Source organism: Sphingopyxis sp. Q841 (assembly GCF_052384365.1).
GTDB classification, from domain to species: Bacteria; Pseudomonadota; Alphaproteobacteria; order Sphingomonadales; family Sphingomonadaceae; genus Sphingopyxis; species Sphingopyxis terrae_A.
Genome location: NZ_JBQSUM010000002.1, coordinates 322,607 through 345,815 on the forward strand (window position 1 = coordinate 322,607; position 23,209 = coordinate 345,815).

Here is a 23,209-nt window from a genome sequence, read left to right on the forward strand (position 1 = left end):
ATCATTGCCAACGCCGCAACAGCGGCGCTGAGGCCCTTAGGCTTTCAGCGCAAAGGGCAATCGCGCTTATGGTTCTTCGATCATTCTTGGTGGCTCACTGTTGTCGAGTTCCAGCCAAGCTCTTGGAGCAAGGGCAGCTATCTTAACGTCGGAGCACACTGGCTTGGGATGGACGTTGCGCCGATCAGCTTCGACTTCGGCGGACGCTTGGAAGGCTTCGAGGAATACTTATCGGACGAACAATTTGCGGTGGCAGTCGCGCGCCTCGCCGACAGAGCGGCCGATGGAGCACGGCGACTTGCGGCAATGTTTAGTTCCCTACCCGATACGGCCGAGATTCTCCTGGAACAGGGACGGACCGAAGCGCGACAGGCACCGGCGCACCCAAGTTGGATGCTCTACAACGCCGGGGTCGCAGCAGGGCTAGTCGGGCGTAACGATGAAGCAGCCGAAATGTTCGGGCGTGTGTTGAATGGCCCCGGGGATCGAACATCGGTGCTTCGTCTAAAGGCCGAGCGCATGTCCAACCTCGCATCGGACGCGGCAACGTTAAGGCAGGAAGCGGCTTCGACGATCGTGCAACAAAGAGAACCTTTACGGCTGTCGCCGTGGGACGCGTCACAGCTTTGATGGCCCGATGACCGCCATCGGTCGCTAGCCGACGCCCCCGATCCTAACAACGCCAACCGCTCATCCGCTTTTGCGGTGGCAAGATGCGCTGGCTTGCTTATATCCGCCTCATGACCCGTACCATCACCGTCGCCGCGCTCCAGCTCCCCCTTCCCGGACCCGTGCAACCCAATATCGACGCGGTCACGGCGCTCGTCGAGGAGGCGGCGGCCAAGGGCGCGCAGGTCATCCTGCCGCCCGAGCTGTTTGAAGGCCCCTATTTCTGCCAGGTCGAAGAAGAGGCGCTGTTCGCTAGCGCCCACCCGACCGCCGAGCATCCGAGCGTCAAGGCGATGCAGGCGCTCGCCGCGAAGCTGAAGGTCGCGATCCCGACCAGCTTCTTCGAGAAGGACGGGCCGCATTATTACAACACGCTCGCAATGATCGGCCCCGATGGCGCGATCATGGGTATCTATCGCAAAAGCCACATCCCCGATGGGCCGGGCTATGAAGAGAAATATTATTTCCGCCCCGGCAACACGGGGTTCAAGGTGTGGGACGTCTTTGGCACCCGCATCGGCGTCGGGGTGTGTTGGGACCAATGGTATCCCGAATGCGCGCGTGCGATGGCGCTGATGGGCGCCGAACTGCTTTTCTACCCGACCGCGATCGGCAGCGAGCCCTATGACGCCGACCTCGACACCCGCCACATGTGGCGCCGCGCGATGCAGGGTCATGCGGTGTCGAACTGCATGCCGGTGATCGCCGCCAACCGCATCGGCGCAGAGGGTGACGCGAATTTCTATGGCCACAGCTTCATAACCGACGAATGGGGCGATCTGACGCAGGCGTTCGGCGCCGCCGAAACGGGGGTGCTGGTCGAAACGATCGATCTCGACCGCGCGGCGAAGCATCGTGCGGGCATGGGCTTTTTCCGCGACCGCCGGCCCCAGCTTTACGGACGGCTGGCCGAGGACATCTGACCGCGCGGATTGGGGGGATAACGCATGGACGTGCCGAACGACATCTTCACCGAGCCCGAGAATGTCGATCCCGACACGCTCGCCAATCTCGGCCCGCTGCGCCACTTCGCCGGTATCTGGGAAGGAAAGCGCGGCGTCGATGTCAATCCGAAGGCCGACGGCCCCGAAACCCGCAACTATTACGAACGGGTCGAAATGCAGCCGATCGACCCGCAAGCGAACGGGCCGCAGCTATTCTATGGCCTGCGCTACCATCTGCACATCAACACGCCCGAAGAGGATATCACCTTCCATGACCAGGTCGGTTACTGGCTCTACGAACCGGCGACCGGGCTGATCCTGCAGACGCTGGCGATCCCGCGCGGCCAGATCGCGATTGCGGCGGGGCACGCGGTGCCCGATGCGCGCAAGCTGTCGGTCCGCGCCGAGCGCGGCCAGACCGAATATGGCATCTGCTCGACCGCGTTTCTGGAAGCGGCGTTCCGTACCGACAGCTATCAGCTCGACGTCGAATTCCATGCTGACGGATCGTGGAGCTATGTCTCCGACACGATGCTGATGGTGCATGGCCGCGACGAGCCTTTCCGGCACCGCGACCACAACCGGCTGGTCAAGGTTGCCGAAGCCGATCTCAACCCTTGGGCGAAGATCGTCCGCGACGGCACGGCAAAGGCGATCGCCTGAACGGTTCAGCCCTCGAAGCGGCGAATGCTTTCCAGATCGACGCGGTTCAGCGGTTCGGTAAACCAGAGTCCCCCGCGGCCGCCGCGCGCCCATCGCACGATCGCCTTGCGCTCCAGCCCGTCGGCCAGCGTCAGGTGCAGATGGCGCCCGACCTCAAGATGTCCGCCATGGACGAAGCCCGCGCCGCTTTGCGACATGTCGACAAGCTCGATGATGCTTTCGACCCCATCGACCTGCGCCTTGGCGCGCGAGTGGAGCGGGATGCGCGGGGCGCGATAGCCATAAGCGCGCTGTTCGGCAGCAAGCTGTTTGAGCAGGCCGGCGCCGTCGATCTCCTCGTGAAAGGCGACGCCGCAGCGGCCACCGTCGGCCCATACGATCTTGCCCTTCAGCACGACACTGTCGGACAGATAGATGTCCAGATTTTCGTCGACATGGACGGGAACGTCGGCCGCAAGCTGCATGCCGCGATCGGAAATATTGCGCACGCGCCACAGCCCGACATCATTGTCGCGCACGACTTTTGCGATCCGCCAGACCGTCCGGTAACGGTCCCCCCCACGACGATCGCCATCGGTCGCGGCCCTGGGTTCGTGCGCCGTGCCCGAAAAGCGGGGTTCGATCATTCCATCCTCCTGATCCACAATGCCATCCCGATGGAAGGAAATGGCATCGAACTAACGGAGAATATTCACGCCTAGTCGGGCAAGAATATCCGAATTCTGCAAAATATTCAAACATGTCCCGAGTAAGGTTAACCTGCTTTCAACAAGTTGACGGAACCACCCGATAAGCATGCATCCCGATTATGAATAATTTGCACATTTTCCCCATTTTAACGGTGCCAGAATTGCAACATTAAATGGCTAAGCATCGTTATTTTGCGGGCCTCGAAAGCGGGAGGATCGCAGCGCCGATGCGGGGTCAGATCGCGGGCAGCGCCTGCCGCGCAAATCCCCATCCCTTCAGCGTGGGGCTCGCGGCGCGATCGAGCAAGGCGCGGGCGTCTGCGATGGTCCAGTGACGCGCGCTGTCGATGGCGGCCAGCCCGTCCCAATCGATGGGAACCGCCACCGGCGCCCCCGCCCGCGCGCGCGCCGAATAGGGCATGATTGCGGTGCTGCCGCGCTGGTTGCGCAGCCAGTCGATGAAGATCTTTCCCTTGCGCTTTGCTTTGCTCATCGTCGCGACGAAGCGCTCGGGTTCGGCAAGGCTCATTGCCTCGGCAAAGCGTTTCGAGAAATCCTTGTGCGCGTCCCAGCTGTGCCCCGGATCGAGCGGCACGACGACATGGACGCCCTTGCCGCCCGAGAGCATCGCGAAGCTGACGAGGCCGATGTCGGCGAGTTGGCGCTTCAAATCCGCCGCGGCCTTTTTGACGTCGGCGAAATCGAGGCCTTCGTCGGGGTCGAGGTCGAATGCCATGCGGTCGGGCCGTTCGACGGCGTCTGCGTGGCTGCCCCAGCCATGGAATTCGATCGTCCCCATCTGGACGCAGGCGAGGATGCCGTCCGCATCCTCGACATAGAGATAATCCTCAACGCCGCCGTCCTTCTCTTCGATCGGGACGTGGCGGACGTGCGGGCCGAAGCTGCCCGAGTCATGCTTCTGGAAAAAACATTGCTTCGCGCGCCCCTGCGGGCAGCGGACGAGGCTGACCGGGCGGCGCGCGAGGTGAGGGAGCATGACCGGCGCCACCGCGGCATAATAGTCGGCGAGGTCGCCCTTCGTCGCCTTTGCCTCGGGGAAGATGACGCGCTCGCGGCTGCTGATCTTCACGTCGCCGACCGGGGCGGGAGCCTTGGCCTTGGTTTCGGGTTTCACGTCCTTCGCCTCCTTGTCGGCGCGCAGCCCGACGAAGCTCGCGTGGCGGACCGAGCCGCCGGCGGTATATTCGGCGAAGGCGATCTCGGCGACAAGGTCGGGCCTTACCCAATGGACCTTGCGCGCCGCCTCCTTGTCGACCTCGACCGGCGCAGTCTTGCGCGCGCGGCCCGCGAATTTCGCCGCGAGCATCGCCATCGTATCGGCATCGAAGCCGGTGCCGACATTGCCCTTATAGACGAATTCGCCCTTTTCGCGCTGCGCGAGGAGGAGCGAGGCGAAGGGGCGTGTCTTCGCCGAACTCTCCTTCCAACCGACGATGATGAATTCCTGGCGACGGGTGCATTTGACCTTCACCCAGTTTTTCGACCGGCGGCCGGCATAGGGTGCATCGGCGCGCTTGGCGATGATGCCCTCCTGCCCTGCGCCGCACATCGCCTCATAGAGCTTTTCGCCCGCGCCGATGACATGATCGGCGATAGCAATCGGCGGCGCCGCATCGCGGAGCAGCGCCTCGAGACGCTCCTTGCGTTCGAGATTGCCGAGCACGGTGAGCGACTTGCCGCGCTCTTCGAGCAGGTCGAAGGCGAAGAAGTGGAGGTCGGTCGCCTCGTCCTGCGCGCCGTGGCCGCGTTTCAGGACCGCCTGGAGCGAGGAGAAGTCGGGGTTGCCGTCCTTGCCATAGGCGACGATCTCACCGTCGATCAGGCAGGGCGGCAGGTCGAGCGCGGCGATATGGCGGGCGAGCGGGGCAAACTTGTCGGTCCAGTCGAGCCCGCTGCGCGTATAGACGACGACCTGATTCCCCGCCGCGGCGACGAGCGCGCGATAGCCGTCGAACTTGATCTCGTGGAACCAGTTGTTGCCCGCCGGCACGCTGTCGACGAGCGTCGCCAGCTGCAGCTTGCGGAATTTGGGCGGCTTGGCGCCTGCTTTTGAGCCTTTGGCGACCTTGCGGTTATGCGCGGCGGCGGCGGCCATCTTTTTGGCAAAGGCTCCGCCCTTCGCGCCCTTCAGCGATTGCTCGCCGTCCTCGTCGCCCGCAATCTCGGCCATCGGGCGGCCGGTGAGGACGCTGGTGAGGTAGCGGCCGGTCAAGTCGTCGCTGCCCCCCGCATAGGCGTCGTCGATCTTGCGGAGCAGCCAGTTTTCGCGCTTTTCGCCGGCGCGCGGTTTCATGCGGACGAGCAGCCATTCGCCCTTCATCCGCTCGCCGTCGAGGGCGAAGTGAAGGTGGCCCTTTTCCAGATCTTTCGTGCTCTTGCCCGCGACCGGCGCCCAGGTGCCGCGATCCCACAGCATCACCGAACCGCCGCCATATTCGCCCTTGGGAATCACCCCCTCGAAATCGGCATAGGCCATCGGATGATCTTCGGTGCGTACCGCGAGCCGCTTGTCGTCGGGGTTCGCGCTCGGCCCCCGCGTCACCGCCCAGCTTTTCAGCACGCCATCGACTTCGAGCCGGAAGTCGTAATGGAGGCGCGTTGCGTCGTGCTTCTGGACGATGAAGCGATTGCCGCCCCCCTTCGCAACCTTGCCCGCAGGTTCGGACGTCCGCGTGAAATCGCGTTTCTTGTTATATCGGGCGAGAGGGTCGGCACGGGTCATCGCGTTCCACCCTGGCTGTGCCCCTGCGAAGGCAGGGGCCCATCACCGATGCGGGCAACGCGAGCCGAACCGTAGGAAAATGGCGCGAGGCCGGATGATGAACTCCTGCCTTCGCAGGGGCACAAAACAGCCGGCGGCAATCCGGCGCTCACGAGACTATGCCCGCTTCTTTGCCGGCGCCTTTTTGGCTGGCGCCTTCTTCTTCGTCGCAGCGGCGGCCGTTTTCTTGCCGTCGACCGACGCCTTGAGCGCTGCCATCAGATCAATGACATTCGATCCTTCGCGCACATCGGGGGGTTCCCCGACATCCTCGAGCACGCGCTTGCCCTTGGCTTTCGCCTTCTTGGAAATGACGCGCTTCAGCGCATCGACGTAGTGATTGTGATAGTCGGCGGCGTCGAACTTGCCGCTCTTCTTGTCGATCAGCGTTTCGGCGAGATCGAGAAGGTCGGCGTCGGGCTTGCTCGCGGACACGTCGCGGAAATAGCTGGCCGCCTTGTTCACTTCCTCGGCATAGCGCAGCACTTCGAGCACCAGCCCCTTGCCGCAAGGACGCAGCCCAACGAGCTGTTCCTGACCGCGCAGCGCAAGCTGTCCCAGCCCCACCTTCTTCGTTCGCCGCAGCGCTTCGCGCAGGACGATATAGGCTTCCTCGGCCAGATCGTCGGCGGGGACAACATAATAGGGCTTTTCATAATAGAGGATGTCGATGTCGCTCGCGTCGACGAATTGGACAAGCTCGAGCGTCCGCTTGCTCTCCAGCTTGACCGCCTCAATCTCTTCTTCGTCGAGCAGGACATACTGGCCCTTAGACACCTCATAGCCCTTAACGATATCATCGGTATCGATGGCGCCGATGCCGGGCACGACCTTTTCATATTTGACCGGCTTGCCGCTCGGTTCGTGGATCTGGCGAAAGCTGACGCTGGCCCCCGATTTGGTTGCCGGATAGATTTCGACCGGGATCGACACCAGTGCGAGGCGGATCTGACCCTTCCAATAGGCGCGTTGCACCATCTGCAAACCTCCATAGCGGAATGCGAATGCAATGCGCGGCCTGCCATGCGGGTTCCGCCGGAGCCGTTACGCGTCTGAAGGTCGATTATGGGTTATGGTGCCCCTGGCCGGACTCGAACCAGCACTCCTTGCGGAACTCGATTTTGAGTCGAGCGCGTCTACCAATTTCACCACAGGGGCCTGCCACGGGCGCATCGCCCGAAAGCGCGGCGCTCCCCCTAGGGCGAAGCGCCGCCGCTTGCCAAGCTATTTCTTCAATTCCTTCGCGATCGTCTTGGCGGTCGCTTTGCCATAGGGCGGCTTGAAGCCGGCGAGCCCGGCGACGTCGAGCTTGGGCTGGCGATAAACGGCGCGCGCGTGGCTGAAGGTGCGGAAGCCGTCGACGCCGTGATAATTGCCCATTCCCGACGGCCCGACCCCACCGAAGGGCAGGTCTTCCATCGCATTATGAAACAGCACGTCGTTGACCGTGACGCCGCCCGAAATCGTCCGCGTCAGCACGCGGTCCTCCTCGCTCTTGTCCTGCCCGAAATAATAAAGGCCGAGCGGACGATCATGCGCATTCACATAATCGATCGCCTCGTCGATCGTCTTGTAGGTCTTGACCGGCAGGATCGGGCCGAAGATTTCCTCCTGCATCACCTTCATATCGTCGGTCGCGCCGCGCACGATATGAAGCGGCATCTTGTGGCCGTTGGCGCTCGCGAAATCCTCGTTCGCGGGATTGACCTCGATCACCTCGGCGCCCTTTTCGCGCGCGTCGGCCAGATAGCCCTGCAGGCGGTCGAAATTGCGGCCGTTGACGACCGACGTATAGTCATCATTCTTGAGCAGCGTGGGATAGAGCGACGCGACGCCCTTGCTCACGCTGTCGATCACCTCGCCCTCCTGATCCTCGGCGACGAGCAGATAGTCGGGCGCCAGGCAGATCTGCCCCGCATTCATCATCTTGCCGAGCGCGACGCGCTGCCCAACAAGATCCTTGTTCGCGCTGCGTCCGATGAACGTCGGCGACTTGCCACCCAGTTCGAGCGTCACGGGCACGAGATTATCCGCCGCCGCGCGCATGATATGCTTGCCGACGCTGGTCGCCCCGGTGAAGATCAGATGGTCGAAAGCCAGCTTCGAGAAAGCGACGCCAACGTCGGCCCCGCCCGTGAACACCGCCATTTCGCTCTCGTCAAAATAGTCGGGGACGAGGCGCGCCATCAGGTCGGAGACATTCTCGGTAAACTCGCTCGGCTTGATCATCGCGCGGTTGCCCGCCGCCAATATCCCCGCCATCGGCACGAAGACCATGCCGACTGGGAAATTCCACGGCGCCACGACGCCAACGACCCCCTTCGGCTGATAGACGACTTCGGCTTTCGCGCCGAGCAGGCCGAGCGGAAAGGTGGGCTTGCGCTTTTCGCCGCGCGACCAGGCCGCCATATGCTTCTTGGCATGCTTGAGGGCGCTGACCGACGGCATGATGTCGGTCATCAACGTCTGTTCGCGGCTGCGATGGCCGAAATCCTCGCTCACCGCCTTGGCGAAATCCTCGGCATGATCGACCAGCAGCGCGATCGCGCGGTCGATGCGGTCGGTGCGGACCGACAGGCTTTCGGGCATCGCGGCGGTAAAGCTGGCCCGCTGCGTTTCGAGCACGCGCCGCATCCGCGCGGTTTCGCTGGCGATATCTTCCTTGATGGCGGTGGCCATGACCCGTCTCCCCATATGATTGCGCCTGTTTGACCACGCTCTGCAGCGGGTTTCAAGTTGAAACGCGCATTGTTTAGGGCGATCCCCCTACCCCACCCCCTTTCGCAAGTGCAGCAAAGGCGCTAATCGGGCCACCGATGACCTTTCCCCTACGGAGTCTTTTGCCATGACCGCCACCGATCCCGTCGTTTTCCTCTCCTATGCCCGCACCCCGATGGGCGGCATGCAGGGCGTGTTGTCGGACGCGAGCGCGACCGATCTCGGCGCGACCGCGGTGAAGGCGGCGGTCGAGCGCGCGGGCGTTGCCGGCGACGATGTCGAACGCATCTATATGGGCTGCGTGCTGCCCGCCGGGCTCGGCCAGGCGCCGGCACGTCAGGCGGCGATCAAGGCGGGCCTGCCCAAGTCGGTGCAGGCGACCACCGTGAACAAGGTTTGCGGTTCGGGCATGCAGACCGTCATCATGGGCGCCGAAGCCCTTGCCGCAGGCAGCATCGACCTCGTCGTTGCAGGAGGCATGGAGTCGATGACCAACGCCCCCTATCTGCTCAAGAAGCATCGTTCGGGCGCGCGCATCGGCCATGACACCGCCTATGACCATATGTTCCTCGACGGGCTGGAGGACGCGTATGACGCCGGCCGCGCCATGGGCACTTTCGCACAGGACACCGCCGACGCCTATCAGCTCAGCCGCCAGGCGCAGGACGATTATTCGATCGAATCGCTGAAGCGCGCCCAGGCAGCGATCGCCGACGGCGCCTTCGCCGCCGAAATCACGCCCGTCACGCTGACCACCCGCAAGGGCGAGGTTGTCGTCGACACCGACGAACAGCCCGGCAAGGGCAACCCCGACAAGATCCCGACGCTGCGTCCTGCCTTCGCCAAGGACGGCACGATCACCGCAGCGACCAGCTCGTCGATCTCCGACGGCGCCGCCGCGGTCGTGCTGACGCGCCGGTCGGTCGCCGAAGCGAAGGGCAAGAAGCCGGTCGCCAAGCTCGTCGCGCATGCCGCGCACGCGCAGGAACCCAAGGATTTCACGGTCGCTCCCGTCGGCGCGATCAACAAGGTGCTGGCGAAGGCCGGCTGGTCGATCGGCGACGTAGACCTGTTCGAAGTCAACGAAGCCTTCGCCTGCGTCGCGATGTTCGCGATGCACGACCTTGGCATTTCGCACGACAAGATCAATGTCCACGGCGGCGCGACCGCGCTCGGCCATCCGATCGGCGCCAGCGGCACGCGCATCATCACTACGCTGATCGCCGCGCTTCAGCGCCACGGCAAGAAGCGCGGCATCGCCAGCCTGTGCATCGGCGGCGGCGAAGCCACCGCGGTCGCGGTCGAGCTGGTTTAAGGCAGCTCCATGCTGTCATTGCGAACCCGGCGAAAGCCGGGTGAAGCAATCCAGAGCGGTTTATGCCAGCTCTGGATTGCCGCGCGGCTCCGCCGCTCGCAATGACGACGGTCGCGCCGCGGCCATTTTCAACCCGCGCGACACTTTGCGACACTAATGTCCTCAAAATAAACGCGGCATTCCGGCTCCGTTCAATTCGACTCGCCTAATCCTTTCCCTGTCATCGGGCAGATCCCCTCCCCTGACGGCAAGACAAGGAATGGCATTATGAAGAGCAAAATTCTCACCGCCGGCCTGATCGCCGCGATGATGGTCCCCGCCGTGGCGCAGGCCCAGACGCGCGAGCTCGCCCGCGATCGACAGGATATTCGCCAGGAACAGCGCGACCTCAACCAGGCGAAGCGCTATGGCGATCGCCATGATGTGCGCGATGCCCACCGCGACGTGCGCGACGCGAAGCGTGAATATCGCGAGGACAAGCGCGACTGGCGCCGCGACAATCGCTACCAGAACTGGCGTGCGCCGTTCAGCTATCACCGCTTCGCGGTCGGCAATTCGCTGCGTTCGACCTATTACGCCCCGACCTATCGCCTGAACTATGATGCGCGCTGGGGCGTGCCGAAGGCGGGCCGCAACTTGGCCTATGTCCGCCACTATAACGACCTGCTGCTGGTCAATGTGCGCTCGGGCAAGGTGGTTCGCGTCTATTATAACCACTTCCGCTGGCGCTAAATGCCAATGGTGACGAGAGAAGGGGTCGGCAGGCGATTGCCGGCCCCTTTGTCATGCGTTGCGGGGGTCATGCGTTGCGGGTGATCAATCGCCCCATATGTGGTCGGTTTCGATCCAGCCCTTGCGGCCCTTCACGTTGAACAGGCACCAGCCGTCCTTGCAGTCGGTGATGCGGCCGACCACACCGGCCTCGGCGCGAAAGGCGATCGCCGCGGCGGCGTCGGGCTTTTCGCGCATCGGACGGATGCCACCGGTGACGATCGCGGTGCGCGTGCGGCTGAGCAGCCGCGCCGCCATCCATCCCTGCGTCCCGTCGGGATCTTCGATCTTGCGCCAGATATCGTGGCGCGCGACCACTTTGACCGGCAGATCCTTGCGCCGATATTCCCACACCACGGGCACATCGGGCGACGGCCCCTTGCGCATCCGCGCCTCGTCGACGCTGATCGATGCCCAATAGGGCAGTTCGGGGTCGCTTTGCGCCGCGGCGGGTCCGGTCGCCACGGCCAGCGTCAGGAGGGCGAATATTGTGCGGCTGGTCATCCACCTGCCTTGTCAAAATCGGGGGCGCTTTTCAACCGTTCGCCGCAGCCTTCGCCCCGTTCGTCCACAGCGGCTTTCGCGTCGGCGCACGCTTGGCCCTCTTGACCCCCACGCGCCGCCGCGCTCTATCGGCGCCATGCCCGATTCATCCCGCCCCAAACGCCCGCGCGTCATCGTCACCCGCCAGTTGATGCCGGCGGTCGAGGCGCGCATGGCCGAATTGTTCGACGTCGCCCTGTCGGCACACGATCACGCCTTTACCAAGGACGAACTCAAGGCCGCGGTCGCCGACTGCGACGTGCTGGTGCCGACCGTGACCGACGAGATCGACGCCGAGATCATCGGCGCGGCGGGCGATCGGCTCAAGCTGATCGCCAATTTCGGGGCCGGGGTCGACCATATCGACCTCGCCGCGGCGCGCGCGAAGGGCATCATGGTCGCCAACACCCCCGGAGTCTTTACCGAGGACACCGCCGACATGACCATGGCGCTGATCCTGTCGGTCCCGCGCCGGCTGGCCGAGGGCGAAAAGCTGATGCGCTCGGGCAAATGGCAGGGCTGGGCGCCGAGCGCGATGCTGGGCCACCGCGTTGGCGGCAAATTGCTCGGCATCGTCGGCATGGGACGCATCGGCCTCGCCGTCGCGCGGCGCGCTCGCGCCTTCGGCCTGTCGATCCACTATCACAACCGTCGCCGCCTACCCGAAACAATCGAAGAGGAATTGGGCGCGAGCTATCATGCGAGCGTCGACACGCTGTTGCGGATCAGCGACGTGGTCACGATCCACTGCCCACACACCGCCGAAACCCATGAAATGGTCAGCGCGGCGCGTATCGGCGCGATGAAGCCGACCGCCTATCTGATCAACACCGCACGCGGCGAAATCATCGACGAAAAGGCGCTGATCGCGGCGCTCAAGACCGGTCGCATCGCGGGCGCGGGGCTTGACGTCTATACGCACGAGCCCGCGGTCGACCCCGACCTGCTCGCGCTCGACAATGTCGTGCTGCTACCCCACCTCGGCTCGGCGACAATCGAGGGCCGCGAGGCGTCGGGCGAAAAGGTCATCGCCAACATCCGCGCCTGGTGCGACGGGCACCGGCCGCCCGATCAGGTGCTGGAGGGGTGGGCTTAGAGGACCCGTCGCCTCCCGCCTGCGCGGGGGCGACGGGGTCCATCAATCCCCCGTCAGAATCCGGTCGACCAGTTCCTTTACCGTCGGGGTGAAGTTGTTGGAATAAAAGGGATCGGTCTTGAAGTTGAACGCGGCGTGGCCCGCGAACATCAGATTCTGGTCGACGTCGCCGCCGTGCGCGATGTCCTGCAGCGTTTTCTGGATGCAGAAGCTGCGCGGATCGGCGAGGTAACCGGTCGAATAATCGTCATGGTCCTTCCACGCCGAAAAGCCGCAGTGCGACAGGCAGCCCATGCAATCGGCCTGATCCTTGCGGATCACGGCCTTGTCCTCTTCGGTGACGAAGACGACCGTATTGTCGGGCGTCTTGAGCGCCGTGGTATAGCCTTCGGCCACCCAGTCGCGCGCGCGGTCGCGGTCGTGGGGGGTCACCCAGAAATTGCGGCCCTTCACGCCGACATCGAGTTGCGCGACATGGTCGCCCGCTTCTTGCTTCGAATAGGGAATCTGCCGCTCCGACCGCGCTTCGAGATCGCGCAGGAAAGGATTGCGCACCGCGCTCGAATAAAAGCCGGTGGGCGAGAAGCGGTGGAGCAGCACATCGCCCTCGTCGAGCGTGCGCAGCCGGTCCTTCCACGCCTGCGGGATCGGGCTTTCCTGCGTCAGCAGCGGCCGCGTGCCATATTGAAAGGCGATCGAGCCCAATTCGGGATTGTCGATCCAGTGGTTCCAGTCGCGCAGATACCAGACGCCGCCCGCCATCACAATCGGCACCTCGTCCGAAATCCCCTCGGCGCGCATCGTGTCGCGCAGCGCCTTGACGCGCGGATAGGGATCTTCGGGCTTGAGCGGGTCTTCGGCGTTCGACAGGCCGTTGTGCCCGCCGGCGAGCCACGGATCTTCGTAGACGACCGCCGCCATGAGATGCGCGACCTTGTGATAGGCGCGCTTCCAGAGCGCGCGAAACGCGCGCGCCGACGAGATGATCGGCAGATAATGAACATTGTGCCGCGCCGCGATCTCGCTGAGCTTGTACGGCATCCCCGCGCCGCAGGTGACGCCGGTGATCAGCCCCTTGGTGCGTTCGAGCACGCCTTCCAATACCTGCTGCGCTCCGCCCATTTCCCACAGGACGTTGATGTTGATCGCGCCCTTGCCGCTGGCGAGATCATAGGCGCGCTTCACCTGTTCGACCGCGCCGTCGATGGCGTAGCGGACCAGTTCTTCGTGCCGTTCGCGGCGCGTTGCGGCGCGATAGACCTGCGGTACAATCTTGCCTTCGGCGTCGTAGCTGTCGGCGTTGACCGCCGAAACGGTGCCGATCCCGCCGGCCGCGGCCCAGGCGCCGCTCGACATATGGTTGGTCGCCGACACGCCCTTCCCGCCCTCGACCAGCGGCCAGACTTCGCGTCCGCCGTAAAGGATGGGCTTCAAACCTTTGAACACTATAAACCTCTTTCTCTCCGCCGGCTGCGCAGCCGCGCGCCAGCCCCCATTTGCCGTTTCCGTAAGCGGAACCTGGCCGCCTTTGTCAATCGAAGGCGGGGTCGAAACCCAGGAAACGCCCCGTAAAAACGTCATAACCTTCCATCGCACGAGCATAGAGGCTTTGATAGCCCGCGACCATCCCGGATTCAGTGAAGCGCTCGGCGGCAACGCGCCGATTCTCCGCACCGACCGCTGCGCGCAACGCCGCATCGCCCGTGAGACGCGCCAGCGCGGCGCGAAAACCCGCCTCATCCGCCGCGATGAACGGGCGGTTCGCTTCGCCCACCATCGCCGTCACATCGCCGACCGCCGGGCTGACGACGGGCAGGCCCGCCGCCATCGCCTCGATCACCGCAATCGGTGCCTGTTCGCCACGCGACGAGAGCGCGAGCAGGTCGAAATGACCGATCCAGCGCGCCGGTTCGGGCATGAACCCCGCAAGCACCAGCCGGTCGGTCATGCCGCACGCCGCCGCCTCGTCGGCGATCGCAGCGCGCTCTGGCCCCTCCCCGACGATTACCAGCCGCACATGCGGCGGCAGCGCCGCAAGCGCACGCACGAGGCGGGGCAGATCCTTGACCTTGCGCAGCCCCGCCACCGTCCCGATCACCACCTCGCCCGGCCTGCGGACGAAGCCCGGGATCGGCACCGATGGCGCGGCGGCATAGGCGGCAACGTCGATCCCGTTGCGGATCAGATGGATGCGATCGGGCGGCAGTTTCCACTCGTCCGCCGCGATCCCGGCGAGCAGTGTCGAGGGAACGACGACGCCCGCGGCAGTACGCAGCGCATAGCGGCGATAGAGGTTGCGCTTCCAGTTGCGCCGGACGCTTTCGTCCTCGTTGAACCCATCCTCGTGATGAATCAGGCATGGCGGCATCTGATACCACCAGCGATGCCAGTAGAGCCGGTGCGCCATCACCCCGTCCATCGCGCCCCAATTATAGCTGAGCGCCAGGTCGAAGCGGTAGATATAGGTCGCAAGATCGCGGAAACGCGCCAGCGACGGCCGCCCGGCGAGCGGCGGCGCATCGGTTGGAAAGCTGACGTCGATCCCCGGATCGATCGCATCGCGCGCGCCGAGCGCATCGGGGACCGCCGACAGGATCGTGTGCTGCGCCCGGTCGCCCATCAGGTTCATCAGGCGAACCGACCGCGCCTCCTTGCCGCCGAGCGAAAAGCTCGAGTGAAGGTGAAGGATGCGCACCGGATGCTCCCGCTCCTCGATCGCGCCGACTTCGGTCACGCGGCGGGAAGCGCCGCGATCCAGGCGTCGATCGCCGCGCGCGCCGCGGGCTCGTCCATCGTCGGCGCATGACCGACGCCCGGAACCTCGACCAGCGTCGCATGGGGCAGCGTGGCCTGCATTTTTGCGGCAGCCGTTCCAGCGAGAATGTCCGACAGCGCGCCGCGCAGGATCAGCACCGGTGCATCGCCGAGCGCGCGATAGGCGGGCCACAGGTCGATACCCTCTTGATCGCCGGCAAGGCGCAGCGGCGCCGCAATCTGCTTGTCGTAATCGGTGACTATGCGTCCTTCGGGGGTCAGCCGGTGGGTGCGCTTGGTAATGCGCAGCCAGTCGTGAATGTCATAGTCCGGATAAACCGCGGCGTTGAGCTCGGCATAGGCGCGCGCCGCGTGCATCCACGTCGGCTGGCTGCCGCCGGCTCCGATATAGTCGCGGATGCGATCGAGCCCTGCCACCTCGAGTTCAGGGCCGACGTCGTTGAGTACGGCGCCGACGAGACGACCCGGCAGGCTGGCGGCAAGGAACATCGACACCAGCCCGCCGAGCGACGTGCCGACCGTCGCGAAGCGCGCGATCGCCAGCTCGTCGATCAACGCGACGACATCCTGGACATAGGTCAGCGGGACATAGGTCATCGGATCCTTGGCATAGGCGCTCTCGCCTCGCCCGCGGAACTCGATCACAATCACGCGCCGCTGCGCCGCTATATGCGGTGCCAGCGCCTCGAAATCGCGGGCGTTGCGCGCCAAGCCGGGCATACACAGGATCGGCGGCGCCTCCGCCGCGGTCGGGGGTCCGTCATAGATGCGCGCGTGCAGGCGAACGCCGTCGGCCGACCACCAAAAATGATCGCTCCATTCGCGCTGTGCATCCTGTCGCGCCAAAATTGCCCGTCCCCTTAAGCCGATACTATCCGCCTCTATCGCGAACCGCGCGCGCCGGTGCAAGTCACCCTGTCGCGCCCGTGACAATCGGCCCGCTTTCGCTGTTGCGGGGCCTATCGCGGTTGCCGCCGTACGCTTTCGCAGATAAGAGGGCGACAATGCTTTTGCCGCCCCCCAATGATCGAGCGCACTGGCGCCTTTGCGCGCCCAAATCGACGGGGGAACGGGGATGAGCGAAGACCTTCTGTCCTTCGAGCCGGCAACCGGCGCCGAATTATGGCGCGGCCGTATCAGTGACATCGACGCCGAAGTTGCAACCGCGCGCGCCGCCTGGCCCGCCTGGGCCGCGAAGCCCGTCACCTTCCGCACCGAAACGCTGCGCCGCTTTGCCGACCGGGTGAAGGCCGATGGCGAACAGCTCGCCGATCTGATTGCGCGCGAGACCGGCAAACCCTTGTGGGAAGCCCGGACCGAGGTCGAATCGGTCGCGAACAAGGTCGATATCTCGATCAAGGCCTATGCCGAACGCACCCCCAACCGCCGGATCGAAGGCGCGATGGGGCTGCGCAACGCGGTGCGCCACAAGCCGCATGGCGCGCTTGCCGTCCTTGGCCCCTATAATTTCCCTGCGCATCTGCCGAACGGCCATATCGTGCCGGCGTTGATCGCCGGCAATTCGGTGCTGTTCAAACCGTCGGAAAAAACCCCTGCGGTTGGCGCGCGACTTGTCGAACTGCTCCACGGCGCCGGCGTTCCCGAAGAAGTCGTGCGGCTCGTCATCGGCGGACCCGACGCGGGCAAGGCGCTGGCCGCGCATCCCGGCATCGACGGATTGCTGTTCACCGGGTCGGCGCGCACCGGGGTCGCGATCAACCGCCAGTTCGCCGAACAGCCGGGGAAGATCGTCGCGCTCGAAATGGGTGGCAACAATCCGATCGTCGTCTGGGACACCGCCGACATCGCGACCGCGGCAACGATCGTTGTCCAGTCCGCCTTCCTGAGCGCGGGCCAGCGGTGCAGCAATGCCCGGCGGCTGATCGTCAAACAGGATCTGGCCGACCAACTGCTCGCCGAGGTCAAGACGCTCTCGGGACGGCTGATCGTCGGTCATCCCCACGCCGACCCTGCGCCCTATATGGGGCCGGTAATCGATAACGAGGCCGCCGACGGCCTGACCGAAAGCTTTCTGATCCTGATGTCAAACGGCGGCCAGGTGATCCGCCACATGACGCGGCCCGATGCAAACCGCCCCTTCCTCACCCCCGGCATCATCGACGTCACCGCGATGCCCGAACGCCCCGATATCGAACTGTTCGGACCGCTGCTCCAGGTGATCCGCGTCGACAGTTTCGAAGCCGCCATTGCCGAGGCGAACAACACCGCCTTTGGCCTCTCGGCGGCGCTGATCGGCGGGACGCCCCAGCTCTACGACCAGTTCTGGGCCAATGCCCGCGCCGGCGTCATCAACTGGAACCGGCCGACCAACGGCGCCTCGTCGGCCGCGCCCTTTGGCGGCGTCGGCCTGTCGGGCAACCATCGGCCGAGCGCTTTTTACGCCGCCGACTATTGCGCCTATCCGGTTGCCAGTTCCGAAAGCGATGCGCTGCGCGCCTCGATCGGGGTCGGCCTGCGCGATGACGACACGCCGAAGCTGGTGACGAAGAAATATCTCTGACCGCCAAGTCGGAGGCAATTTTAGCTTCACCCTCGCCAACAAAGCCTGCTTTGCGATTCCGGCGCCCCTCGACCAATTAGGATGGCATGGAAAAGCAACCTTCTTTGGCGGGCAAGCTGTGGCTCGTCGGCGCCGGGCCGGGCGATCCCGAATTGCTGACGCTGCGCGCCGCTCGACTGCTGGCAAGCGCCGACCTTGTCGTTCATGACGGGCTGGTCGGGGCGGGCGTGCTCGCGCTGATCCCGCCGCATGTCGAACGGATTAGCGTTGCCAAGCAGCGCAGCCGCCACACGATGAAGCAGGACCTGATCAACGCGCTGATCGTCCGCGAGACGCAGAGCGGCAAGCAGGTCGTTCGGCTGAAGGGCGGCGATCCCTTCATTTTCGGCCGCGGCGGCGAAGAGCTTGACGCCGCGCGCACGGCGGGCATCGCAGTCGAGGTCGTTCCCGGCATCACCGCCGCGGCGGGCTGCGCCGCGCAGGCGGGCCTCCCCCTCACCCACCGCGAGGATGCGAGCGCGGTCAGCTTCGTTGCGGGCCAGTGCAAGGATCTCTCCGATCAGGACTGGTCGGGGCTTGCCGGCCACGGCCGCACCCTCGTCATCTACATGGGCCTCGCGACCGCGCATGCGATTGCCGACAAGCTGATCGCCGACGGCGTTTCACCGGGCCTGCCCGTCGCGGTGATCGAACGCGGCACGACCGCCGATGCGCGCGTTGTGCGCACCCTCCTCACCGACCTTGGCGACCTTGTAGCGCGTGAGGCGGTGCAAAGCCCGGCGCTGATCGTCGTGGGCATGGTCGCGGCGCGCGCCGATGCGCTCGATTGCCTCGGCGCGCCGGGGATCGCCGAACAGATAAGGGACTTCACATGAAATTGCTCACCGGCAACGACCTGAAAACGGGATTTGTCACCTGGTGGACCGGCGCCGACTGGTCGCTCCATATCGAAGACGCCGTCGATGTCGGCGAGCATGGGGAGGCAATCCTCGCTGCCGAGGAAGGCGCGCGCCGTGTCAACGCGCCCTATATCATCGCGGGCGAAGCGACGCCCGAAGGTCCGCGCCCCGCGCATATCAAGGACCGAATCCGCGCGCTCGGCCCCACCGTGCGCCCCGACCTGACGCTGAAACCCGCCGATCCCAATGCCGGCGACTGGGTGATCTGACATGTATAAATATGACCAATATGACCAAGCGATGGTCGATGCCCGCGTTGCCGAATTTTCGGATCAGGTGAAACGCCGCCTTGCCGGCGAGATCACCGAGGACCAGTTCAAGCCGCTGCGCCTGATGAACGGCCTCTATCTCCAGCTCCACGCCTATATGCTGCGCGTTGCGGTGCCTTACGGGACGCTCGACAGCCGCCAGATGCGGATGCTCGCGCATATCGCGCGCAAATATGACCGTGATTACGGCCATTTCACCACCCGCCAGAATATTCAGTATAACTGGATCAAGCTGGAGGACGCGCCCGCGATCCTCGCCGATCTCGCGTCGGTCGAGATGCATGCGATCCAGACGAGCGGCAACTGCATCCGCAACATCAGCTCGGACCAGTGGGCCGGTGCCGCCGCCGACGAGATCACCGATCCGCGTCCGTGGGCCGAGCTGCTGCGCCAATGGTCGAGCTTCCACCCCGAATTCAGCTATCTGCCGCGCAAGTTCAAGATCGCCGTCATCGCGGCCGAGGAAGATCGCGCCGCAATGCGGCTGCACGACATCGGTATCCAGATCGTCGAGCGGGACGGCGTCCACGGCGCCGCATTCTACGTCGGTGGCGGCATGGGCCGCACGCCGATGATCGCGCCGCTGATCAAGGATTTCGTGCCGCTCGAGGACATGCTGAGCTATGCCGAGGCGTGCCTGCGCGTCTACAACCGCTACGGCCGCCGCGACAATATCTACAAGGCGCGTATCAAGATCCTGATCCACGAGCTTGGCGCCGACGAATATCGTCGTCAGGTCGAGGAAGAATTCGCGCATGTAAAGTCGCTGGGCATCGATCCGCCGAAGGCCGAGTTCGATCGCATCGCCAAGCAGTTCGCGCCGCCTGCGCTCGATGCATCGGCGCCCGACGAAATCGACCGCAGTGACCCGGACTTCGCGGTCTGGGTCGACCAGAATGTCGCCGCGCACAAGGTGGCTGGCCATGCGATCGTGAACATCAGCCTGAAGCCCGTCGGCGGCATCCCGGGCGACGCCAGCTCGGCGCAGATCGACCTGATGGCCGACCTCGCCGAAGCCTACAGCCACGACGAACTGCGCGTCACCCACGCGCAGAACATCGTGCTGCCGCACGTTCGCAAGGCCGATCTCTACGCGATCTGGCAAAAGCTCGACGCAGCGGGACTCGCGACGCCGAACCTCGACCTGATCAGCGACATCATCGCCTGCCCCGGCCTTGACTATTGCAGCCTCGCCAATGCGCGCTCGATCCCGGTCGCGCAGAAGATCGCGGCGCGCTTCTCGGACCTTGGCCGCCAGAAGGAACTGGGCGAACTCAAGCTCAAGATTTCGGGCTGCATCAACGCCTGCGGGCACCACCACGCCGGCCACATCGGCATCCTCGGCGTCGACCGCAAGGGCACCGAAAACTACCAGCTTTTGCTCGGAGGATCGGGCGCGGAGGACGTCAGCCTCGGCACGATCACGGGCCCCGGCTTCGACGAGGATGGCATCGTCGATGCGATCGAGCGCGTCACCGACAAATATCTGGCCGAACGGAGCGAGGGCGAACGTTTCGTCGACACCTTCCGCCGGGTCGGCATGGCCCCCTTCAAGGAGGCGATCTATGGTTGAACGCGCCGATAATCAGTCCCTTCCGCAAGCGGAAGGGTGGCACACCGACGGCGAAGAGCCCTGCGTCACGCTCGACGCCTTCCTGTCGCAATCGAACGCGACCGCGGTGCGGCTCGAACCCGACGAGGATGCGCGTGCGCTGATCCCGCACCTCGACCGGTTGACGCTGATCGAAATTGCATTCCCGAAGTTCCGCGACGGCCGCGGCTATTCGTCGGCGCGCATCCTGCGCGAGGCGGGCTATACCGGCGAGTTGCGCGCGCAGGGCGACGTGCTGGTCGATCAAATCGCTTATATGAAGCGCTGCGGCTTCGACAGTTTCGCGCCCGAAAAGCCGCTCAACAATGCCGATGTCGAGGCGGCGCTGACCCGCTGGCCCGAACATTATCAGGGAGCAGCCGACGGCGCCGTGCCGATCTGGAAGCTGCGGCATGGCTGAGGTGAAGGCTGAACCCCGCACCCGCGACCGGATCGACGTCGCGCCGCGTTTCACGCAGGCCGATGTCATCCGTCTCAACAACCTGTTCCGCGGCCAGGACGCGGGCGAGGCGGTTGCAAGCGTGATCGGCGCGGGGCTGATCGGCGACACTGCGATCGTGTCGAGCTTCGGTGCCGAAAGTGCGGTGCTGCTCCATCTCGTGACGCGCGTCGCGCCCGACATGCCGGTGCTGTTCCTCGACACGGGCAAGCACTTTCCCGAAACGCTGGCCTATCGCGACGAACTTGCCGCGCGGCTCGGCCTCAATCTCGTCAATCTCTCGCCCGATGCCGCCGAACTCACCGAAAAGGACGCGACCGAACTGCGCTGGTCGTATGATCCCGACGGCTGCTGCGAAATCCGCAAGGTCAAACCGCTCGAAAAGGCGCTCGCCGATTTCGACACGTCGATCACTGGCCGGAAGGGCTTCCAATCGTCGACGCGCACCGGCCTGCCGCGCTTCGAGCTCGACGGCAACACCGGCCGCCTGAAATTCAACCCGCTCGCCAACTGGACGCGCGAAATGCTCGACAATTATTTCGCCGAGCACGACTTGCCGCGCCATCCGCTCGAGGCCGAGGGCTATCCCTCGATCGGCTGCTCGCCCTGCACTTCGAAGGTCAAACCGGGCGAAGATCCGCGCGCGGGCCGCTGGCGCGGCTGGGACAAGACCGAATGCGGCATCCACGAAGCCGTGACGCCGATCGACGACAATCCGGCGAACGATCCGGCGTTCTGAGAACAGACCCGCGTGCCCCTGCGAAGGCAGGGGGCCCATCTCCTGCCTCTTCGTCAGACGCAGGCTTTTGATTGCAAGACCTCGTGATGGGCCCCTGCCTTCGCAGGGGCACAGGGCGCGGCTATCTACTCATAATCCGCATAGGCCATGCTCTCGTCCGCCAGATCCTGGAATTTCGTCGTCTTGGCGTCGAAGTGGAGGCGCACCTTGCCGGTCGAGCCGTGACGCGACTTGGCGACGATCAGTTCGGCGAGGCCGAAGACACGTTCCATTTCGGCGGCCCATTCCTCATGCGCCGCGTGAATCTTGATGTCGTCGCCCTCGACCGGGCGCTTGGGCTCGCGCGCCGCGACATAGTAATCCTCGCGGAACACAAAGAGCACCATATCGGCGTCCTGCTCGATCGAGCCCGATTCGCGAAGGTCGGAGAGCTGCGGCCGTTTGTCTTCGCGGCTTTCGACCTGACGGCTGAGCTGCGACAGCGCCATTACCGGAACGTGAAGCTCCTTCGCCAAGGTCTTCAATCCGCGGGAAATTTCCGAAATTTCCTGCACGCGATTGTCGCCGCTCTTCGACGAGCCCTGCAGCAGCTGCAAATAGTCGACGACGATGAAACCGATGCCGTGGCGGCGCTGCAGGCGGCGCGCGCGGGTGCGCAGGCTGGCGATCGTCAGGCCAGGCGTGTCGTCGATGAACAGCGGCAGCGTTTGCAGCGCCTGCGCGGCGCGCGACAATTGCTGGAACTGCTCCTTGCTGATCTTGCCCATGCGCAGCGCTTCGCCCGATACACCCGACTGTTCGGCCAGCACGCGCGTCGCGAGCTGGTCGGCGGACATTTCGAGGCTGAAGAAGGCGACCTTGGCGCCCATATTCTTTTCGGGCGGAATCCCGTCCTCCTCGTCGCGTCGCCAGCGTTCGGCGGCGTTATAGGCGATGTTGGTCGCGAGCGAGGTCTTGCCCATCCCCGGACGCCCGGCGAGGATCATCAGGTCCGAATTGTGCATGCCGCCGATCTTGGCGTTGACGCTCGAAATGCCGGTGGTGATCCCCGACAGGTGACCGCCCGAATTGAGCGCGCGCTCGGCGGCCTGCAAGGCGGTGAGGCTCGCGGTGCTGAAGCTCTTGACCGACCCCATTTCGGCCTCGCCGCCCGCGACCCGGTAAAGCGCGGTTTCGGCTTCCTCGATCTGCGCATGCGGGTCGACGCTTTCGCTGGTGTCGAGCGCCCCCTCGACCAATCCGCGCCCGACGCCGACCAATTCGCGCAGCAGCGCCAGGTCGAAAATCTGCCGCGCGAAGTCGCGCGCGCCGATGAGGCCCGCGCCGCTGCCGGTCAGCTGCGCCAGATAGCCGACCCCGCCGACGGCCTTCATAGCCTCGTCATTTTCGAAAAAGGGCTTCAGCGTAACCGGCGTCGCGATGCTGTTGCGCTCGATCAGCGCCATTGCCTGCCCATAGATGCGGCCGTGCAGCGGTTCGAAGAAATGCGCCGCGGTCAATTGCACCGGCAGATCCTCGACGACTCGGTTGTCGATCAGGATCGCGCCCAGAAAGGCGGCCTCAGCCTCGATATTGCGGGGCAATTGGCGTTCGTTCCCGGTCGGGACCGGGGCAGGAAAAAGGGCAAGCTCGGGCATAACAGCTTTCATGCGTCGAAGGAGGGCACAGCGCAATCGACGATACCGATCAACCTATCATAACTGTG

General features: G+C 64.6%; 21 protein-coding genes and 1 tRNA gene. 12 read left to right on the forward strand and 10 right to left on the reverse strand.

All coding sequences use genetic code 11. From position 1 onward, the window contains the following. Positions 1 to 168 precede the first annotated feature (168 nt). The 3 genes from ACT17R_RS11945 (at position 169) to ACT17R_RS11955 (ending at position 2,276) form a co-directional block, all read left to right on the forward strand. Positions 169 to 630, forward strand: a complete 462-nt coding sequence (locus ACT17R_RS11945) for a hypothetical protein (RefSeq protein ID WP_186403048.1) — start codon at positions 169 to 171, stop codon at positions 628 to 630. A 110-nt stretch (positions 631 to 740) separates the two neighbouring features. After that, the gene (gene aguB / locus ACT17R_RS11950; protein WP_186403049.1) at positions 741 to 1,592 is read left to right on the forward strand and encodes an N-carbamoylputrescine amidase; all 852 of its coding nucleotides are present in this window, start codon (positions 741 to 743) and stop codon (positions 1,590 to 1,592) included. A gap of 24 nt (positions 1,593 to 1,616) precedes the next feature. Further along, a complete protein-coding gene (locus tag ACT17R_RS11955; protein WP_186403050.1) occupies positions 1,617 to 2,276 on the forward strand; it encodes an FABP family protein in 660 nt (219 codons plus the stop codon). Positions 2,277 to 2,281: 5 nt separating this feature from the next. On the opposite strand, the gene ACT17R_RS11960 is transcribed toward ACT17R_RS11955, so the two are convergent. The 5 genes from ACT17R_RS11960 to ACT17R_RS11980 all read right to left on the reverse strand — a co-directional run bounded on the left by ACT17R_RS11960 (position 2,282) and on the right by ACT17R_RS11980 (position 8,426). Next, a complete protein-coding gene (locus ACT17R_RS11960) occupies positions 2,282 to 2,902 on the reverse strand; it encodes a PilZ domain-containing protein (protein WP_234180212.1) in 621 nt (206 codons plus the stop codon). A 298-nt stretch (positions 2,903 to 3,200) separates the two neighbouring features. Then, positions 3,201 to 5,708 carry a DNA ligase D gene (gene ligD, locus ACT17R_RS11965; RefSeq protein WP_444809504.1) on the reverse strand — a complete coding sequence of 836 codons (2,508 nt, stop codon included), beginning with the start codon at positions 5,706 to 5,708 and terminating at the stop codon, positions 3,201 to 3,203. Positions 5,709 to 5,864: 156 nt separating this feature from the next. After that, positions 5,865 to 6,725, reverse strand: a complete 861-nt coding sequence (gene ku, locus ACT17R_RS11970) for a non-homologous end joining protein Ku (protein WP_444809505.1) — start codon at positions 6,723 to 6,725, stop codon at positions 5,865 to 5,867. A gap of 95 nt (positions 6,726 to 6,820) precedes the next feature. Then, positions 6,821 to 6,905, reverse strand: a tRNA-Leu gene (locus ACT17R_RS11975). Positions 6,906 to 6,971: 66 nt separating this feature from the next. Further along, on the reverse strand, positions 6,972 to 8,426 hold the full coding sequence (locus tag ACT17R_RS11980; protein WP_444809506.1) for a coniferyl aldehyde dehydrogenase: 1,455 nt from the start codon (positions 8,424 to 8,426) through the stop codon (positions 6,972 to 6,974). Between the two features lie 166 nt (positions 8,427 to 8,592). On the opposite strand from ACT17R_RS11980, the gene ACT17R_RS11985 reads away from it, so the two are divergent. Together ACT17R_RS11985 and ACT17R_RS11990 are read left to right on the forward strand one after the other, a co-directional pair. After that, positions 8,593 to 9,780, forward strand: a complete 1,188-nt coding sequence (locus ACT17R_RS11985) for an acetyl-CoA C-acyltransferase (protein WP_217373307.1) — start codon at positions 8,593 to 8,595, stop codon at positions 9,778 to 9,780. Between the two features lie 267 nt (positions 9,781 to 10,047). Continuing rightward, positions 10,048 to 10,512: an RcnB family protein gene (locus ACT17R_RS11990; RefSeq protein ID WP_217373306.1), complete on the forward strand. Its 465-nt coding sequence runs from the start codon at positions 10,048 to 10,050 to the stop codon at positions 10,510 to 10,512. Positions 10,513 to 10,596: 84 nt separating this feature from the next. On the opposite strand, the gene ACT17R_RS11995 is transcribed toward ACT17R_RS11990, so the two are convergent. After that, a complete protein-coding gene (locus ACT17R_RS11995; RefSeq protein WP_003044512.1) occupies positions 10,597 to 11,055 on the reverse strand; it encodes an SH3 domain-containing protein in 459 nt (152 codons plus the stop codon). A 136-nt stretch (positions 11,056 to 11,191) separates the two neighbouring features. On the opposite strand from ACT17R_RS11995, the gene ACT17R_RS12000 reads away from it, so the two are divergent. Then, the gene (locus tag ACT17R_RS12000) at positions 11,192 to 12,190 is read left to right on the forward strand and encodes a 2-hydroxyacid dehydrogenase (RefSeq protein ID WP_186403057.1); all 999 of its coding nucleotides are present in this window, start codon (positions 11,192 to 11,194) and stop codon (positions 12,188 to 12,190) included. 42 nt (positions 12,191 to 12,232) lie between these two features. On the opposite strand, the gene ACT17R_RS12005 is transcribed toward ACT17R_RS12000, so the two are convergent. The 3 genes from ACT17R_RS12005 to ACT17R_RS12015 all read right to left on the reverse strand — a co-directional run bounded on the left by ACT17R_RS12005 (position 12,233) and on the right by ACT17R_RS12015 (position 15,811). Continuing rightward, entirely contained in the window at positions 12,233 to 13,636 is a 1,404-nt protein-coding gene (locus tag ACT17R_RS12005; protein WP_234180205.1) for an NAD(P)H-dependent flavin oxidoreductase, read from the reverse strand. An 85-nt stretch (positions 13,637 to 13,721) separates the two neighbouring features. After that, a complete protein-coding gene (locus tag ACT17R_RS12010) occupies positions 13,722 to 14,924 on the reverse strand; it encodes a glycosyltransferase family 4 protein (protein ID WP_217373304.1) in 1,203 nt (400 codons plus the stop codon). Continuing rightward, entirely contained in the window at positions 14,921 to 15,811 is an 891-nt protein-coding gene (locus tag ACT17R_RS12015) for an alpha/beta fold hydrolase (RefSeq protein WP_444809507.1), read from the reverse strand. Before ACT17R_RS12015 ends, ACT17R_RS12010 begins: the two co-directional genes overlap by 4 nt. Before the next feature lie 229 nt (positions 15,812 to 16,040). Here ACT17R_RS12015 and astD point away from each other — a divergent pair, with 229 nt between their 5' ends. From astD to ACT17R_RS12045, 6 genes are all read left to right on the forward strand, one after another. Next, positions 16,041 to 17,486 (forward strand): succinylglutamate-semialdehyde dehydrogenase, encoded by a 1,446-nt coding sequence (gene astD / locus ACT17R_RS12020; protein WP_217373302.1) that lies wholly within the window; start codon positions 16,041 to 16,043, stop codon positions 17,484 to 17,486. 86 nt (positions 17,487 to 17,572) lie between these two features. Then, entirely contained in the window at positions 17,573 to 18,361 is a 789-nt protein-coding gene (gene cobA / locus ACT17R_RS12025) for a uroporphyrinogen-III C-methyltransferase (RefSeq protein WP_444809508.1), read from the forward strand. After that, on the forward strand, positions 18,358 to 18,654 hold the full coding sequence (locus tag ACT17R_RS12030; RefSeq protein WP_217373300.1) for a DUF2849 domain-containing protein: 297 nt from the start codon (positions 18,358 to 18,360) through the stop codon (positions 18,652 to 18,654). Before cobA ends, ACT17R_RS12030 begins: the two co-directional genes overlap by 4 nt. Before the next feature lies 1 nt (position 18,655). Then, positions 18,656 to 20,287 carry a nitrite/sulfite reductase gene (locus tag ACT17R_RS12035; protein ID WP_217373299.1) on the forward strand — a complete coding sequence of 544 codons (1,632 nt, stop codon included), beginning with the start codon at positions 18,656 to 18,658 and terminating at the stop codon, positions 20,285 to 20,287. Then, positions 20,280 to 20,726: a DUF934 domain-containing protein gene (locus tag ACT17R_RS12040; protein WP_217373298.1), complete on the forward strand. Its 447-nt coding sequence runs from the start codon at positions 20,280 to 20,282 to the stop codon at positions 20,724 to 20,726. The genes ACT17R_RS12035 and ACT17R_RS12040 overlap by 8 nt, the downstream gene beginning before the upstream one ends. Next, a complete protein-coding gene (locus tag ACT17R_RS12045; RefSeq protein WP_444809509.1) occupies positions 20,719 to 21,504 on the forward strand; it encodes a phosphoadenylyl-sulfate reductase in 786 nt (261 codons plus the stop codon). The genes ACT17R_RS12040 and ACT17R_RS12045 overlap by 8 nt, the downstream gene beginning before the upstream one ends. Before the next feature lie 125 nt (positions 21,505 to 21,629). On the opposite strand, the gene ACT17R_RS12050 is transcribed toward ACT17R_RS12045, so the two are convergent. After that, a complete protein-coding gene (locus ACT17R_RS12050; RefSeq protein ID WP_217373296.1) occupies positions 21,630 to 23,141 on the reverse strand; it encodes a replicative DNA helicase in 1,512 nt (503 codons plus the stop codon). Positions 23,142 to 23,209 lie beyond the last annotated feature (68 nt).